Consider the following 15,276-nt stretch of genomic DNA (forward strand, 5'->3'; position numbering starts at 1 on the left):
TAGAACACGCCTGCCCAGAACTCTGCTTGCCTTGCGTCGACTTGGTGTTTCGCTGCGAACCGGAAGCATTCGTCATCGAAATCAAGGACAACGGTATCGGGTTCGATGTGCAGAACATCCGCAAGCAGAACACTTTTGGCCTCGTCGGCATGCGCGAGCGTACGCTGGGGGGCAGCGGCGAGATGGTCGTCGTGAGCAAACGGGGACGCGGTGCCGTGGTGCGGGTGCGTATCCCGGTCGCTGACACGATCACATCGTCCGAGCGGATCGCGTGACGTGTAACGTGAGCATGGCGGTGCGTATGTACCGCCGGCAGCGCTCAGAACGCGTGACGCAATCCCACCATGCCGACGAATTGCGACGGTCCCGAAGACGGCGTCGTATTCTGCGAGTCGCCGACCACAGCGACAGCGTTAGTCACACTCGTCCCCGTGCTGCCCGCCGCGACCAACGTCTTGCCCCGCGCATGCTGATACGCTTCCAGCGCGTACAACGTGGTGCGGGTGGACAGGCTGTAGGTCTGTTCGAGCGAAATCTGGTGATAGCGCGCCGGATCGCTGATGCCATTCGCTTTGCTTGCCTGCGTGTAGCTGTATCCTGCGCCGACAATCACGGCCGGCGTGATCCGGTAGGTGGAAATCACGCCGTACGTGTTGAACACGCCTTCGTTGGCGAACAGCGAGCCGGAGCCTGGCGTGTACTGCACGTTCGAATAGTTCACGCCGACCATCAGGTCTTCGTGCGTGTAGCGGGCCGCCGCGGCGAACAGCTGCGCGCTGCGTGCTGTCGCATAGCCGCTGTTCACCGGCGAGTTGACGGCGTAGCTGCCGAGCGCCTGGCTCGTTGCGATGTCTTTCAGTTTCACGTAGCCTGCGGCGATCGAAAAAGGCTGGTAGTCGTAGCGAAACGCCGCGCTGAAATGGCTGCCGTTAGCCACGCTGCCGGGGACGCCGCCGAGGCCGTACTGCGCGCTGACCTGCAAGCCCGCGATGTTCGGCGAAAGGTAGGTTGCCGAATTGTTGAGGCGCAGCGTCGTGTCGAGAGCGTCGAGGTCGCCGGGGTGCGCGCCTGTCGCGCCCGTCAGCACGCCCGTTGGTCCGAGTGCGCCGACCATCTGGAAGTAGGGCGTGTATTGGCGGCCGAGTGTCACCGTCCCGTATTTGTCGTTGCTCAGCCCGACGTATGCCTGTCGGTTGAAAATGAAGCCTGAGCTACTTTGCGCGCCAGTCAGCGAGTTGAAGCCGCTTTCGAGCCGGAAAATCGCCTTCGTGCCGGCGCCCAGGTCCTCCGCACCGAGCAGGCCGAACTTGCTCGCCTGCAGGTTGCCCTGGCTCATGTAGAAGTTCGAGTGTCCGCGCTGATTGCTGACATAGGCGAACGCGTTATCGACGACGCCGTATAACGTGACGCTGCTTTGCGCCGACGCGCCTGCTGACAGCAACGTGCCCGCAACGGGCAGGCATGAGAGGACGAGTGTACGTGCACGTGAGCGCTTCAATGAGTTCATGGTTTGCGGGTCTCCGGATTGGATAGGCGACCTTTGTCCTTCAGGTCGGTTATTCAGGGCTTCTCAGTGGTCATGGAAATCGTCAGGCAGCGCCAGCCGTCGGCCGTGTGGTCGGCCAGCAGCGCACGGCCATCGCAGACGGCCTGGCGCACTTCGTCCGCCGGCACGAGGATCTGGATTTCCGGCTGCGCCTGCTGCATCCAGCCTTCGCGCTCGACCGAAATGCGCAGGGTGCTCGCGTCGCTCGTGATCGTGACATTCCAGCGGCCTTGCGCGCCTTTACGCCAGGCTTCGCTTTCGCCATCGTCTTCGACGCAGCGGCCGCGAGCGGTGCCGGTGCCCGCGAACGGCACGGCGATGAAGGCGCGCTCATCGGCGGGACGGCCGAAGTGTTGTTCAGCAACGTTCAGCGGAATCACGCTGCCTTCCCGCAGCAATACGACCGGCTGGTCGAAGGGGGCGGGCAAGCTCACCGTCTGGGCGCCCTCGAACGCCTCGCCGCTCCAGTACGACACCCAGCGCCCGCCTGCCGGCAAATAAACGTCGCGTGTCGACTGGCCTGCCTCGACGACCGGTGCGACCAGCATCGACGAACCGAGCATCATGTCGTCGCCGTCGGCGAGACAGCACGGGTCGTGCGGAAACTCCGCGAACATCGGGCGCAATACCGGTTCGTACGCGCAGTGCGACTGCCATAGCAACTCGTACAGGTAAGGAATGAGCCGGTAGCGCAGTTTGAGCAGGCTGGCTACCTGTTGCGTGACTTCGGGATGCATCCACGGTTCGTTGACCGTGCCGTCGTCGTTCCACGAATGAATGCTGAAGCGCGGCAGGAAGATGCCGAAGGCGACCCACCGCGCGAACAGTTCCGGGCCCGGCGCGGGGCCGGAGAATCCGCCGATATCGTGGCCGCTGTTCGACACGCCGGACATCGCGAGCCCGAGACCCATCTTCAGGTTGTAACGCAGCGTTTCCCATGACGTGTAGTTGTCGCCGGACCACGTCTGTACATAACGGTGCATGCCTACGCCGCCCGAACGGGACACGAGGAACGGCCGCCGGTCGGGCGCGTGTTCGCGCTGCGCGTCGCGCGACGCGCGCATCATCAGTTGCGTTTGCAGCACCTTTGCCTGATGCGCCGGATACGGCTGGCCGAAGCCTTGGGCCATCGCATCGGGCGACCAGATCTCGAACTCGTTGTTGTCGTTCCAGGTCGCCGCGACGCCGTGTTTCAACAGGCTGTCTTTCACGCGCGCCTTCCACCATTCGATGGTGTCGGGATTCGTGAAGTCCAGATACGCGCCGACTTCGTCCCAGAACTGCACCCACGCCGGATTGCCGTCGCGCGATTCGATCAGCAGGCCGGCTCGCGCCACTTCGTCGAACGCCGGATGATCCTGCAGCAGACACGGCTTGATGTTCGCGCACAGACGCACGCCATGCTCGAGATAACCCCGCACGAAGCCGTCGATATCCGGAAACTTCTCGTGGTTCCAGTTGAACACATAGCGCTTCGCACCGATCGACGTGTAGCCCGACGAAAGATGGAACGAATCGCACAACACGTCGTGCTCGCTGCATCGTTCGATGAATTCGCTCATGCGGTGCTGCGCATTGGGCGCGTCGGTATAGCTCATCGTCGAACCGGAGTAGCCCAGCCCCCACTTCGGCATCCACGCGGGACGTCCGGTCAGCCACGTAAAACGCCGTACCGCATGCAACGGCGTGCCCGCCGACGCGATGAAGTAATAGTCGAGATCGCCATGCCCGGCGACAAAGTGCCGGTAGTGCCCATGATAGTTGTCGAGCTCGCGGCCCATGTCGAAGCGGCAGTCGGCAAGCGTGTCGTAGAACAGACCGAATCCCGTCGACGTTTCCGGTTGCCACGTCACGTAGAACGGGATGTGCTTGTAGAGCGGATCCGTAGTGCGTGCGCTATAACCCATTGCATCGATGTTGCGCATTTCGTAGCTCTGATTCGCGCGATCCAGCGACCCGGCGCGCTCGCCGAGACCGACGTACATTTCGCCGCGACGGCGCTCGATGTAGTGATACACGCGTGCGTCCCACCAGCCGAAGTTGTACGCCTGGGTCTTCCGGTCGCTCATCACGTGATGCCATGCCGCGCCGTGCAGGATCTCCCACGAGCAGAACCCGCCATCGAGCTCGACCGTCAGGCGGATGCACGCCGTTTCGACGATGATGTGGCCGGCGTCGCTCGACACTTCGAATGAAGGCGGGATGAAGCCGCTCATGTCGCGGCGGTCGCGGCCTTCGAGCGGAACGTCGTCCGCGCCCGGCGCGATGGCCCAGGTTCGCGGTCCGTGTGGCTCGCCGTCCGGCAGGACGAGCACGCGAATGATGTCGTCGGCGAGTACGAACAGTTCGATCCGGCAATTGTCTTGCGCGGCCAGCACGATGCGATTGCCGGCGTGGGCAGATAGCGAAAAGCGCGGCCGATGTTTCATATTCTTCAATGAACTCATGATATGTCTTGAAGTGAGGTCAGGCTGTGGTGCTGGCGCCGTTGTCCACTTGACGCGGGCGCGCGTCACGCGACACGCCGCGCATCAGGATCACCAGCAGCGTGGCGCCGATCAGGTCGAACGCGCCGAGGGCGCCGAATAGCGGCGTGTAGCCGATCGAATCGGCCAGCGCGCCGACGAGCAGCGAAAAACCGAGGCCGCCGATCCACGCGGACATTCCCGCAAAGCCGGCCACGGTGCCGACCTCGCTGGGGTCGAACACATCGGCCGCGAGCGTATTGACGAGCGCCGAGATCATCTGATGCGCGAAGCCGCCCACGCAGAAGAGCGCAATCGCCTGATACGGTGAGGCGACCAGTCCTATGCACGCCGGCCCGATCATCATGAAGGCGCCGAGCACGACACCCGCAATACGCGACCAGATCAGCGGCACGCGCAGATGCTTCATCAGGAACGGCGAAAGATAGCCACCGAACAGCCCGCCCAGGTCGGCGGCGAGAAACGGCAGCCACGCGAACAACGCGATCTGCTTCAGATCCATGTGGCGCTGGGTCGCGAGGTAGAGGGGAATCCAGAAGCTGAAGGTTTGCCATGCGGGTTCCGCGAAGAAACGCGCTTGTGCGATAGCCCAGAACCGGCGCGTGCTGAGCACCTCGCGGATGCTGCGCCGCTGCTGCGCGGGCGGGGTTTGTCCGCCGATGATCGTCTCGCGCTCCGCTTCGCTGATGCGCGCGTGGTCGGTCGGCGAGCGATAGAGCACGTACCAGACGGCGGCCCAGACGAAGCCGAGCGCACCCGTCACGGCAAACGCGCTTTGCCAGCCATACCTCAAGGACAGGAAGACGACGAGCGGCGGGGCGAGCAGCGAACCGAGCGACGTGCCCGCATTGAAGTAGCCCACCGCCACTGACTTTTCACGATTGGGGAACCATTCGGCGACAACCTTCATACCGGCCGGAATGGCGACGGCTTCGGTCAGACCCATTAACCCGCGTAACGCCGCCAGCGACAGCCAGCCGCTCGCAAAGCCATGCAGCACGCCGGTCATCGACCATAGGCAGGCGAACAGGGCAAAGCCGAGCCGCAAACCGATCAGATCGATGATGAGGCCGCATACCGGCTGCATCAGCGTATAGCCGACCTGAAACGCGCCGACCACATACGAATACTGCTGCGTGCTCATGTGCAGCAGCTTCGTCAACTCGGGCGCCATCACGCCGAGTGCATTGCGCGACAGATAGTTGACGATCGTCCCAAGGCAAACGAGCGCAATGATCCACCAGCGCAAACCGATGATTGTTTTCAACTTTGTCTCCTACCCAATGTGTCTGCCGCCTGTCCGGTGGGAAAGGCAGGTATGCGCGAATTCGAACATTTTCCTGCTTTTTGTGTCAGTCATCGTATCACTTGGCTGGCGCTGAACTACCAGGGAAAACCATGGTTTAACGTGCTGATTACTTTGAAATAGCCGTAGAAACAGGCGATTCTCGCTGATCAATATTTCAAAGAAGTCTGACGACTGCTCACATTTGATTTTTGCGTAAATGTTCTTTCGAACACCAAATGTTCGTTTGTGTGAGTGAGGTTTGTGCGATCGACCGTGCGATCGGAGGCGGAGACTTGCCGGGCAACGGCGACGCTATGCGATTGCGCGTGGCCGTTACGGGACGCGCCGCGTCGGTTGGAGAGTGGGCAAGGTGCTACCGGGGCGATGACGAAGGTGCATTCGGATGTCTATCGGGATATTGCGCTTGCCGCAGCAATGCTTCGATATCCTATCGATCGCGGGGCGCCGATAATGCCGCCAGCGATGCGCCGCGGGTCGAGAAGTTGGCGCCTGGATTTCCCACGCTTTTTTCACCAACCCCTGTCCTTTGTAACGAGACGTAACCGGGCGGCGAGCTACGCGATGTAGTGCATCAGTTATTACAAACTTGAAATACGCGGGGCGCGGCCTTGCGCTATATTTCGCCCAACAACACGTTCTCAAAAAGGGTGATCGATGAAGTCCGCTCGTCTTGTTCCACTTCTGCTCGGGGTTTTCGCGTTGGGCGCCTCAGGTGCTGCAATGGCCGGTGGGGTCAACATCGGTGTCAACATCGGCATTCCTGCGCCGGTTTATGTCGCGCCAGCACCGGTCTATGCACCGCCGCCTCCGCCTCCGCCGCCCGTCGTCTATCAGCCCGCGCCGGTGTATTACGGCGGCCCGGCCATCGTGATCGGCTGGCATGGCGACCGCTACTGGGATGGCCGCCGCTACTGGGCGCGTAACGACTGGTATCGCCGTCATCCGCCGGGCCGTTACGACTACGGTCGCGACCACTACGACAATCGTCGCGGCTGGCACTAAGCCGCCAATGGCGCTGCAGAGCCGGCCATCGTCCATCGTCGAGCCGAAAAAAACCGCCCGGGAAAGGGCGGTTTTTCATTGCCGGTACAAAGCGGCCGGGTCGTCGACTCGCGTCAACGCATGCACATTTATTCGGCTACGGCAGCCATGCCGCCGACCACGGCGTTAAAGCCGCTGTCGACGTGCACGATCTCCGCCGTCACGCCGGCCGCCAGATCCGACAGCAGGAACGCCGCCGTGTTGCCGACCTGTTCGATCGTCACATTACGCTTGAGCGGCGCGTTACCTTCGACGAATTCGAGAATCTTGCCAAAGCCCTTGATGCCGCTTGCGGCCAGCGTCTTGATCGGGCCCGCCGAAATGCCGTTCACGCGTACACCCTTCGCGCCGAGCGACACCGCCAGATAACGCACGCTCGCCTCGAGCGATGCCTTGGCGAGACCCATCGTGTTGTAGTTCGGGATAGCGCGTTCGGCACCCAGGTAGCTCAGCGTGAGCAGTGACGCATCCGGCGTCAGCATCGATTGCGCGGCTTTGGCGAGCGCCGGGAAACTGTACGCGGAGATGTCATGCGCGATGCGGAAATTTTCGCGCGTCATGCCGTCGAGGAAGTCGCCGGCAATCGCTTCGCGCGGCGCAAAGCCGATCGAGTGAACGATGCCGTCGAGGCCGTCCCAGTGCTCTTTCAGCGACGCGAAGAGGGCGTCGATCTGCGCGTCGTCGGCGACGTCGCACGGGAATACGAGGTTGCTGCCGAACTCGGTGGCGAACTCGGTAATGCGGTCCTTGAAACGTTCGCCGACATACGTGAACGCCAGTTCGGCGCCTTCGCGCTTGCAGGCTTGCGCAATGCCGTATGCGATCGAACGGTTCGACAGCAGGCCGGTCAGCAAGATTCGTTTACCAGCGAGGAAGCCCATGAATTCTCCTAATAAGGTCTGTGCGCCGCACACGAGGACGTCACGCGCCCGGATGCCGGGCCTGCGCATGTCGCCAGCGCGCAGGTGCGGATTGTGTGGATTTAATTAGGTAGAATTCTCTCACATTGCAACCGCCCTCTGACCAACAAGGCCCCTATGACAACTGGCTCGCGACGGGTTCAAGCGCCTCGTGCACCTCGGTGCGGCATGATTCACAGGCTCTCGCGTGTCGGTCTACCGGTTGTGCCGCGCTCATTCAGGACGAGGTTCGCCGTCGCACTGTGCAGCGCGTGGGCATGGCTCGCCGCGCCGCAGGCTCATGCCGTCTACGCGATCGCCCAATACGGCGAACCGAAATATCCGGCCGGTTTCAAACACTTCGACTACGTCAATCCGGACGCGCCGAAGGGCGGCACGCTAGTGCTGGCCAATCCGAGCCGGCTCACCAGCTTCGACAAATTCAATCCGTTCACGCTGCGCGGCAATACCGCGCCGGGCGTCAATCTGCTGTTCGAAAGCCTGACGACCGGCAGCAGCGACGAAGTGGCCTCCGCGTACGGCCTGCTTGCCGACGACATCAGCATCGCGCCCGACGGCCTTTCGACGACCTTCCACATCAACCCGCGCGCGCGCTTCTCGAACGGCGATCCGGTCACCGCCGCCGACGTCAAGTTTTCTCTCGACACGTTGAAGAGCCCGCAAGCCGCGCCGCAATTCGCGTCGATCTTCGGCGAGATCACGCGTGCGGTGGTGATCGATCCGCAAACGATCCGCTTCGAGTTTCGTCAACGCAATCGCGAGTTGCCTTTGCTGGCGGGCGGGATGCCGGTGTTTTCGCGCAAGTGGGGGATGAAACCGGACGGCAGCCGGATTGCGTTCGATCAACTGGCGTTTGAAAAACCGATCGGCAGCGGGCCCTATCTGATCGAGCAGTACGACAACGGCCGCACGATTACGTACCGGCGCGATCCGAATTATTGGGGTGCGGCGTTGCCGGTGCGCGTCGGCACGAACAACTTCGAGCGCATTGTCTACAAGCTGTATTCGGATAGCACGGCGCGGCTCGAGGCGTTCAAGGCGGGCGAGTACGATGCGCTGGTGGAGTACGTCGCGCGCAATTGGGTGCGGCGCGACGTCGGCAAGAAGTTCGACAGCGGCGAGCTGATCAAGCGCGAGTTTGCGCAACATAACGGCACCGGCATGCAGGGTTTCATGCTGAACACGCGGCGGCCGTTGTTCCAGGATGTGCGCGTACGCAAGGCGCTCGATCTCACGCTCGACTTTCAATGGCTGAACCGCCAGTTGTTCTTCAATCAGTACACGCGCATCGACAGCTTCTTTGCCAACACCGATTTGCAGGCGAAGGGGCTGCCATCGCCGGGCGAGTTGGCTTTGCTTGAACCGTGGCGTTCGAAACTCGACCCGGCCGTGTTCGGCCCGCCGCCGAAACAGCCGGACACCGATCCGCCCGGTTCGCTGCGCGCCAATCTGCTGCAAGCGCGTGCGTTGCTGCAGCAGGCCGGCTGGACCTATCGCGACGGCGCGTTGCGTAACGCCAAAGGCGAGCCGTTCCGCTTCGAGATCCTCGACGATGCGGGTTCGTCCTCGTCAATGGAGCCGATCGTCGCGACCTTCATCCGCAATCTGCAGAAGCTTGGTATCACCGCGACGTTTCGCGTGTCCGATTTTGCGGTCTATCAGAAGCGTCTCGACGCTTTCGATTTCGACACGACCACAATCCGCATGCCGGACGTGCAGGTGCCCGGTTCGGAGCAGATCGACCGCTTCGGCAGCAAGGCCGCGGACACTACGGGCTCGGACAATATGGTCGGCCTGAAATCGCCGGCTGTGGATGCGATCCTGAATGCGCTCGTGCATGCGCAGACACGCGAGCAACTGGTCGACGCAACGCACGCGCTCGACCGTGTGCTGATGCATGGCTACTATGTAGTGCCGCACTGGTACAGCGCGACGCACCGGGTGGCGTTCAAGCGCGGCCTTGCGTGGCCGCAGACGCTGCCCTTGTACTATTCAGCGGAAGGCTGGATCACGTCGACGTGGTGGTATGCGCAGCCATAGCCGCAGCCGCAGCCGCAGCCGCGCTGAAACGTCCATTCATTCACTGCCTTCGCACCGGAAACACCGCCCATGTGGAGCTACATCCTAAAACGCCTGCTGTTGATGATCCCGACCTTGCTCGGCGTGCTGACGCTGACTTTCGGCGTGATCCAGTTCGTGCCGGGTGGCCCGGTCGAGCAGATGCAGCACGAGCTGCGCAAGGGCGCGGAGGGCGGCTCGCCGTTCGGCCTGCGCGCGCATAACGGCGTCGACGCGCAGCAAGTCGCGCAACTGAAGGCGCTGTACGGTTTCGACAAACCGCCGCTCGAACGCTACGTCCTGATGCTCAAACGTTTCGCGACGTTCGACCTCGGGCAGAGCTATTTCCGCCATCAAAGCGTGTGGTCGTTGATCGTTTCCAAGCTGCCGGTGTCGATCAGCATCGGCTTATGGACCTTTTTTCTCACGTACCTGATATCGGTGCCGTTGGGCATCGCGAAAGCGGTGCGCAACGGTTCGCGCTTCGACGTCGCGACGAGTCTGGTGGTGCTGATCGGCTACGCGATTCCGGGCTTCGTGCTGGGCGTGCTGTTGCTCGTGCTGTTCGGCGGCGGCACCTTCCTGCAACTGTTCCCGCTGCGCAATCTCACTTCGGACAATTGGGCGCAGTTGAGCCTCGGCGGCAAGATCGTCGATTACCTGTGGCATATCACGTTGCCGATCACAGCCTCCGTGGTGGGCAGCTTCGCGGTCGTGACGATGCTCACGAAAAACGCCTTCCTCGACGAGATCCGCAAACAGTACGTGCTGACCGCGCGCGCGAAAGGCTTGTCCGAGAAACGGGTGCTGTGGAAGCACGTGTTTCGCAATGCGTTGCTGCCGCTGATCGTCGGTTTTCCGGCGGCGTTTATCGGCGCGTTCTTCACCGGCAGCCTGCTGATCGAGACGCTCTTTTCGCTCGACGGCCTCGGCTTGCTGTCATACGAATCGGTGGTGCGGCGCGACTATCCGGTCGTGCTCGGCACGCTGTATCTGTTCACGCTGATCGGTCTCGCGACCAAGCTGATTTCCGACCTTTGCTATGTGTGGGTCGATCCCCGCATCCAATTCGAACAACTGGAGCGCTGATGAATCGAGCCCGCCTTCCAGCCGACGTGGCGGCGCGCACCGAACCGGTTCGCGCATTCGTGTCGCCTTCGCCCGCGCGCCGCGTCTGGCAGCGCTTTCGCCAGCAGCGTCCTGGCTACTGGAGTCTGATCGTGTTCGTCGTCGCGTTCGCGGCGAGCCTTGCCGGTCCGCTGTGGTCGAACGACAAGCCGCTGGTGGTGCGCTACGACGGCCAACTGTATTTCCCGATGTTCAAGACCTACGCGGAGACCACTTTCGGCGGCGACTTCCCGGCGCCCGCCGACTATCTCGATCCGTATATCAAGCATCGTTTCGACACGCCCGGCAACTTCGCGCTCTATCCGCCGAACCGGTACTACTACGACACGCTGAACTACTTCTCGAAGGCGCCAAACCCGGCGCCGCCATCGCGCGAGAATTGGCTCGGCACCGACGACCGCGGCCGCGATCTGTTCGCGCGCCTGCTGTACGGCTTTCGCGTGTCGGTCGAATTCGCGCTGGTGTTGACGCTGATCGGCACCGTGCTCGGGATTGCCGCGGGCGCCGTGCAGGGTTACTTCGGTGGACGTATCGATATCATCGGGCAGCGGCTGATCGAAATCTGGAGTGCGTTGCCGGAGCTTTACCTGCTGATCATTTTTTCGTCGATCTTCGAGCCGGGCTTCATCCTGCTGATCGTGCTGCTGTCGCTGTTCGGCTGGATCGGCTTGTCCGATTACGTGCGCGCGGAGTTTCTGCGCAATCGTCACCAGGACTATGTGCGCGCGGCGCGGGCGATGGGGCTGTCGAACTGGCAGATCATGTGGCGGCACGTACTGCCCAACAGTCTGACGCCGGTCATCACGTTTCTGCCGTTCCGCATGAGCGGCGCAATTCTCGCGCTCACCAGCCTTGATTTTCTAGGCTTGGGCGTCCCGTCGCCGACACCGAGCCTCGGTGAATTGCTGGCGCAAGGCAAAGCGAATCTCGACGCATGGTGGATCTCGTTGTCGACCTTCGGCGTGCTGGTCGCGATGCTGTTGCTGCTGACCTTCATGGGCGACGCGCTGCGCAACGCGCTCGACACCCGCATTTCCGATGCGATGCGCGCCGGAGGTAATCAGTGAGCGCCGGCATGGAGCAAAAAGCACAACAGGGCGTGAGCGTGCCGCTGCTGGAACTCGATCGTCTGCATGTGACGTTCGGCGACACCGTCGCGGTGAACGACGTCACGCTCGCGATCGAACGCGGCGAGCGGGTCGCGCTGGTCGGCGAATCGGGGTCGGGCAAGAGCGTGACCGCGCTGTCGATTTTGCGTCTGTTGAGCGATGCGCAGGTGAGCGGGGCGATCCGTTTCGACGGCGAAGATCTGCTCGCCAAAAGCGAGCGCGAAATGCGCGGCATGCGCGGCTCGGACATCGCGATGATCTTCCAGGAGCCGATGACGGCGCTCAATCCGCTCTACACGATCGGCGATCAGATTGCGGAGACCATCGTCGTGCACGATGGTGTAGCGGCCGGCGAGGCGCGCAAGCGCGCGGTGGCGCTGTTGGGGCGCACCGGCATCGCGGAGCCGGGCAAGCGCGTGAACAGCTATCCGCATCAGTTGTCGGGCGGCCAGCGGCAGCGCGCAATGATCGCGATGGCGCTCGCGTGCCGCCCACGCCTGCTGCTCGCCGACGAACCCACCACCGCGCTCGACGTGACGATCCGCGCGCAGATCGTCGACCTGCTGCTGGAATTGCAACGCGACGAAGCGGCAAAGCGCGGCATGGCTGTGCTGCTGATCACGCACGACCTGAACCTGGTGCGGCACTTCGCGCAGCGCATCGCGGTGATGGAGAAGGGCGTGCTGGTCGAAAGCGGGCCGGTCGAGCAGGTGTTCGAGTCGCCGCAGCATCCGTACACGCAGCGGCTGCTGGCGAGCCGGCCTGAACGCTCGGTCGTGCCGGTGCTGCCGATATCGCCGGTGCTGCTCGAAGCGCGCGACGTCTCGGTCGATTTCAAGACGAAACTCCCGGGCTTGACCGGCTGGTTCCGTTCAGGGCGTTTCCGCGCGGTCGCGGATGCGAACGTATCGGTGCGCCAGGGCGAGACGCTGGGGATCGTCGGCGAATCGGGTTCGGGCAAATCGACCCTCGCGATGGCGCTGCTCGGTCTGCAACGCACCGCTCATGGCGAGATCGAGTTTCAGGGCAGGCCGCTCGGCAGCTATCGCGGCGCCGAACAGACTACCTTGCGTTCGAACATGCAGGTGGTCTTTCAGGATCCGTTCAGTTCGCTTTCGCCGCGCCAGACCATCGAGCGGATTGTCAGCGAAGGACTTGCGCTGCATCGGCCGCAGATGACCCAGGACGCGCGGCGCGACAAGGTGATTTCCGTGCTGCGCGAAGTCGGACTCGACCGCACGGTGCTGTACCGCTATCCGCATGAATTCTCCGGCGGCCAGCGTCAGCGGATCGCGATCGCGCGCGCTTTGGTGCTGGAGCCGCGCATCCTGATCCTCGACGAGCCGACCAGTGCGCTCGACGTTTCGATCCAGCAGCAGGTACTGAAACTGCTCGCCGGGTTGCAACACAAGTACAACCTCGGCTTCGTATTCATCAGCCACGATCTGGCCGTGATTGGGGCGATGGCGCACCGTGTGGCCGTTATGCAAAACGGTTCGATCGTTGAAAGCGGGGAGGTCGAGCAGATTTTTGCGACACCCTCCCACCCTTACACTCGAAAGCTGCTGAAAGCGGCGCTCGGCCATTGATTTTTCACCCCTTTCACCAATTGGGTGCGTGTCTCGATTGTATTTTTCTATTTGTTTTGACACACGAATACTTACTGGCTAGTATCGACCAAACTTTTTTTCGTAGCCCACTGATTTTTAGGCAAAAACTACCGACCAATGCAGCACAGAAATCTCACCCAGGCTTGTACGCGCGTCGTCGCCGGGATGTTCATTGGCGTCTTGATGGCAGCAGCTCCCGGCGCGTTCGCCGACGAAGTAAGCAGTTTTAATCAGAATGCCTCATATTCGACCTCCAGCGGGTCGAATTCGCTGTCCTCCCCGAATTCGCAATCGTCTGTTCCTGACAGCAGCGGCGGCGCCAAATCGTTCCTGTCCGGCATGGCCGGAAAAGCTGGCGACGTGGTGGTCGGCGCGCTGAACATGATCGGCGTTCGTTACCGTTGGGGCGGCAATACTCCGGATTCGGGGCTCGATTGCAGCGGCTTCGTCCGCTACGTGTTCCAGGACACGCTCGGTATGGCGCTGCCGCGCCGCGCCGAAGAAATGAGCCGCGTCGGCGAGAAGGTCCGCGTGAGCGACCTCAAGCCGGGCGATCTGGTGTTCTTCAACACGATGCGCCGCACGTTCTCGCACGTCGGCATCTACATCGGCGACAACAAGTTCGTGCACTCGCCTTCCACGGGCAGCACGATCCGCGTCGACGATATGGATAGCGGTTACTGGGAAAAGCGCTTCACGGGCGCACGCCGGGTCGAGACGTCCTATCAGGACGGCGAGGATCTGAAGAAGCGCGTGAACGCTACGATCGGCGGCAACAACTGATCTGGCGCGCGCCGGCAATATCGGCGCGACAAAAAAGCCTGCTTCGAATGAAGCAGGCTTTTTGCGTTTGCGCTCCTGGTTTTGCGCCCTTGGGTTCGTGCACGAGGGCTTGTGCTCCAGGGTTTGCGCTCTTCGATCTCCTGGTCGCGAGCGTCCCGCCTTTGGACGCCGCTGCGCCGGCTGGCATAGCCGGCGCTTGACCGAAGGCTTACACCGCTACGCGGCTCGCTGCCAGCTTGCGTTGCAACTCCGGCATCATCTTCGCCACCGCTTCCTCACCCGCCAGAATCGCCGCGTTACGTTGCGAAAAATCGCTGCCGCTCATGGCGGCGAGGTTCGGGCGGATCACGACGTCGGCGTACTTGTCGAGCTCATAGGCCTTGATGGTCTGGCCCATGATCGTGAAGGTCTGCAGCAGCACGTCGAACGAGCTGGCCGTCAGCCCGCTCTCGGGGCGCTGCGAGATGTCGACGGCGATCACGAAGTCCGCGCCCATCTTGCGCGCGAACGAGGCGGGCACCGGGCTCACCAGGCCGCCGTCGACATATTCATGACCGCCGATCTTCACCGGCTCGAAAATCGACGGCAAGCTGCACGATGCGCGCACGGCGATGCCGGTGTTGCCGCGCTGAAACAGGATCGGCTGACCGGTCTTCAGATCGGTCGCGACGACGCCGAGCGGCTTGACCATCTTCTCGATCGGACGGTTGTTGAGCGTCGTGTTCAGGTAGTTTTGCAGCGCGACGCCTTGCAGAAAACCGCGTGTGCGAAACGGCATCGCCCAGTCGCTGATCGACGCTTCGTCCATGGTGAGCGCGAGCTTGTTCAGCGCAAAGCCGTTCATGCCCGACGCGTACAGCGCACCGACCACCGAGCCGGCGCTGGTGCCGGCCACCAGATCGACCTGGATGTTGCGCGCCTCGAGCGCCTTGATGACGCCGATGTGGGCGAAGCCGCGCGCGGCGCCGCCGCCAAGAGCGAGGCCGACGCGGATCGGCCGTTGCGGCTTGTCGAGCGGCGGCGTGTTTGCCGCAGGCGCGGCGGCGACCGGCGCGATATCGGTTTTGCCGCCCGTCGTGGTGCAGGCGGCGAGCACCGCGGAGGCGGCGGCCAGCGAGAAATTGCGACGGGCGAGGCGAGGGGATGACGGTTTCAACGAGTTCTCCAGCAACGGCACGGGCGACGCAATCGGCGTAACTGTGTGTCGCGATCAGGCGGATAGTCAAACGGACGGGATCGCCGGCGGCGATCGCAATTCGTAGCGCGCGGCGGCTCTGGCGGTTCTA

At 62.5% G+C, this 15,276-nt stretch carries 12 protein-coding genes; 7 read left to right on the forward strand and 5 right to left on the reverse strand.

All coding sequences use genetic code 11. From position 1 onward, the window contains the following. The first annotated feature begins 26 nt into the window (after window positions 1-26). A complete protein-coding gene (locus tag AC07WT_RS07125; RefSeq protein ID WP_494946541.1) occupies window positions 27-275 on the forward strand; it encodes a hypothetical protein in 249 nt (82 codons plus the stop codon). A 44-nt stretch (window positions 276-319) separates the two neighbouring features. Here AC07WT_RS07125 and AC07WT_RS07130 read toward each other — a convergent pair whose 3' ends face one another. Genes AC07WT_RS07130 through AC07WT_RS07140 form a run of 3 tightly spaced genes read right to left on the reverse strand, consistent with a single transcriptional unit; the run spans window position 320 to window position 5,299 of the window. Then, the gene (locus tag AC07WT_RS07130) at window positions 320-1,507 is read right to left on the reverse strand and encodes a porin (protein ID WP_494946542.1); all 1,188 of its coding nucleotides are present in this window, start codon (window positions 1,505-1,507) and stop codon (window positions 320-322) included. A 53-nt stretch (window positions 1,508-1,560) separates the two neighbouring features. Next, entirely contained in the window at window positions 1,561-3,993 is a 2,433-nt protein-coding gene (locus AC07WT_RS07135; RefSeq protein WP_494946543.1) for a glycoside hydrolase family 31 protein, read from the reverse strand. A gap of 19 nt (window positions 3,994-4,012) precedes the next feature. Next, entirely contained in the window at window positions 4,013-5,299 is a 1,287-nt protein-coding gene (locus tag AC07WT_RS07140; RefSeq protein WP_494946544.1) for an MFS transporter, read from the reverse strand. Window positions 5,300-5,995: 696 nt separating this feature from the next. Here AC07WT_RS07140 and AC07WT_RS07145 point away from each other — a divergent pair. Then, entirely contained in the window at window positions 5,996-6,343 is a 348-nt protein-coding gene (locus AC07WT_RS07145) for a hypothetical protein (protein ID WP_492596064.1), read from the forward strand. A gap of 128 nt (window positions 6,344-6,471) precedes the next feature. Here the strand turns inward: AC07WT_RS07145 and fabI are convergent, their stop codons facing one another. Next, window positions 6,472-7,263 (reverse strand): enoyl-ACP reductase FabI, encoded by a 792-nt coding sequence (gene fabI / locus AC07WT_RS07150; RefSeq protein ID WP_494946545.1) that lies wholly within the window; start codon window positions 7,261-7,263, stop codon window positions 6,472-6,474. A 156-nt stretch (window positions 7,264-7,419) separates the two neighbouring features. Between fabI and AC07WT_RS07155 the strand changes: the two genes are divergently transcribed. The 5 genes from AC07WT_RS07155 to AC07WT_RS07175 all read left to right on the forward strand — a co-directional run bounded on the left by AC07WT_RS07155 (window position 7,420) and on the right by AC07WT_RS07175 (window position 13,990). Next, window positions 7,420-9,342: an extracellular solute-binding protein gene (locus AC07WT_RS07155; RefSeq protein WP_494946546.1), complete on the forward strand. Its 1,923-nt coding sequence runs from the start codon at window positions 7,420-7,422 to the stop codon at window positions 9,340-9,342. A gap of 69 nt (window positions 9,343-9,411) precedes the next feature. After that, window positions 9,412-10,449 carry a microcin C ABC transporter permease YejB gene (locus tag AC07WT_RS07160; RefSeq protein ID WP_115101235.1) on the forward strand — a complete coding sequence of 346 codons (1,038 nt, stop codon included), beginning with the start codon at window positions 9,412-9,414 and terminating at the stop codon, window positions 10,447-10,449. Then, window positions 10,449-11,555: an ABC transporter permease gene (locus AC07WT_RS07165; protein ID WP_494946547.1), complete on the forward strand. Its 1,107-nt coding sequence runs from the start codon at window positions 10,449-10,451 to the stop codon at window positions 11,553-11,555. Before AC07WT_RS07160 ends, AC07WT_RS07165 begins: the two co-directional genes overlap by 1 nt. An 8-nt stretch (window positions 11,556-11,563) precedes the next feature. Then, window positions 11,564-13,186: an ABC transporter ATP-binding protein gene (locus tag AC07WT_RS07170; RefSeq protein ID WP_494946548.1), complete on the forward strand. Its 1,623-nt coding sequence runs from the start codon at window positions 11,564-11,566 to the stop codon at window positions 13,184-13,186. Between the two features lie 138 nt (window positions 13,187-13,324). Then, window positions 13,325-13,990: a C40 family peptidase gene (locus AC07WT_RS07175; RefSeq protein WP_494946549.1), complete on the forward strand. Its 666-nt coding sequence runs from the start codon at window positions 13,325-13,327 to the stop codon at window positions 13,988-13,990. Between the two features lie 208 nt (window positions 13,991-14,198). Here the strand turns inward: AC07WT_RS07175 and AC07WT_RS07180 are convergent, their stop codons facing one another. Next, entirely contained in the window at window positions 14,199-15,146 is a 948-nt protein-coding gene (locus AC07WT_RS07180; protein WP_492596069.1) for a patatin-like phospholipase family protein, read from the reverse strand. Window positions 15,147-15,276: the final 130 nt, after the last annotated feature.

The sequence above is a fragment of the Paraburkholderia sp. GW821-FHT02A12 genome (genome assembly GCF_059422005.1).

What these genes read in the sequence shown, in the direction of transcription:
- fabI (WP_494946545.1), bottom strand. Translation starts at nt 7,263, where the DNA reads ATGGGCTTCCTCGCTGGTAAACGAATCTTGCTGACCGGCCTGCTGTCG.
- AC07WT_RS07155 (WP_494946546.1), top strand. Translation starts at nt 7,420, where the DNA reads ATGACAACTGGCTCGCGACGGGTTCAAGCGCCTCGTGCACCTCGGTGC.
- AC07WT_RS07130 (WP_494946542.1), bottom strand. Translation starts at nt 1,507, where the DNA reads ATGAACTCATTGAAGCGCTCACGTGCACGTACACTCGTCCTCTCATGC.
- AC07WT_RS07135 (WP_494946543.1), bottom strand. Translation starts at nt 3,993, where the DNA reads ATGAGTTCATTGAAGAATATGAAACATCGGCCGCGCTTTTCGCTATCT.
- AC07WT_RS07165 (WP_494946547.1), top strand. Translation starts at nt 10,449, where the DNA reads ATGAATCGAGCCCGCCTTCCAGCCGACGTGGCGGCGCGCACCGAACCG.
- AC07WT_RS07175 (WP_494946549.1), top strand. Translation starts at nt 13,325, where the DNA reads ATGCAGCACAGAAATCTCACCCAGGCTTGTACGCGCGTCGTCGCCGGG.
- AC07WT_RS07145 (WP_492596064.1), top strand. Translation starts at nt 5,996, where the DNA reads ATGAAGTCCGCTCGTCTTGTTCCACTTCTGCTCGGGGTTTTCGCGTTG.
- AC07WT_RS07160 (WP_115101235.1), top strand. Translation starts at nt 9,412, where the DNA reads ATGTGGAGCTACATCCTAAAACGCCTGCTGTTGATGATCCCGACCTTG.
- AC07WT_RS07170 (WP_494946548.1), top strand. Translation starts at nt 11,564, where the DNA reads ATGGAGCAAAAAGCACAACAGGGCGTGAGCGTGCCGCTGCTGGAACTC.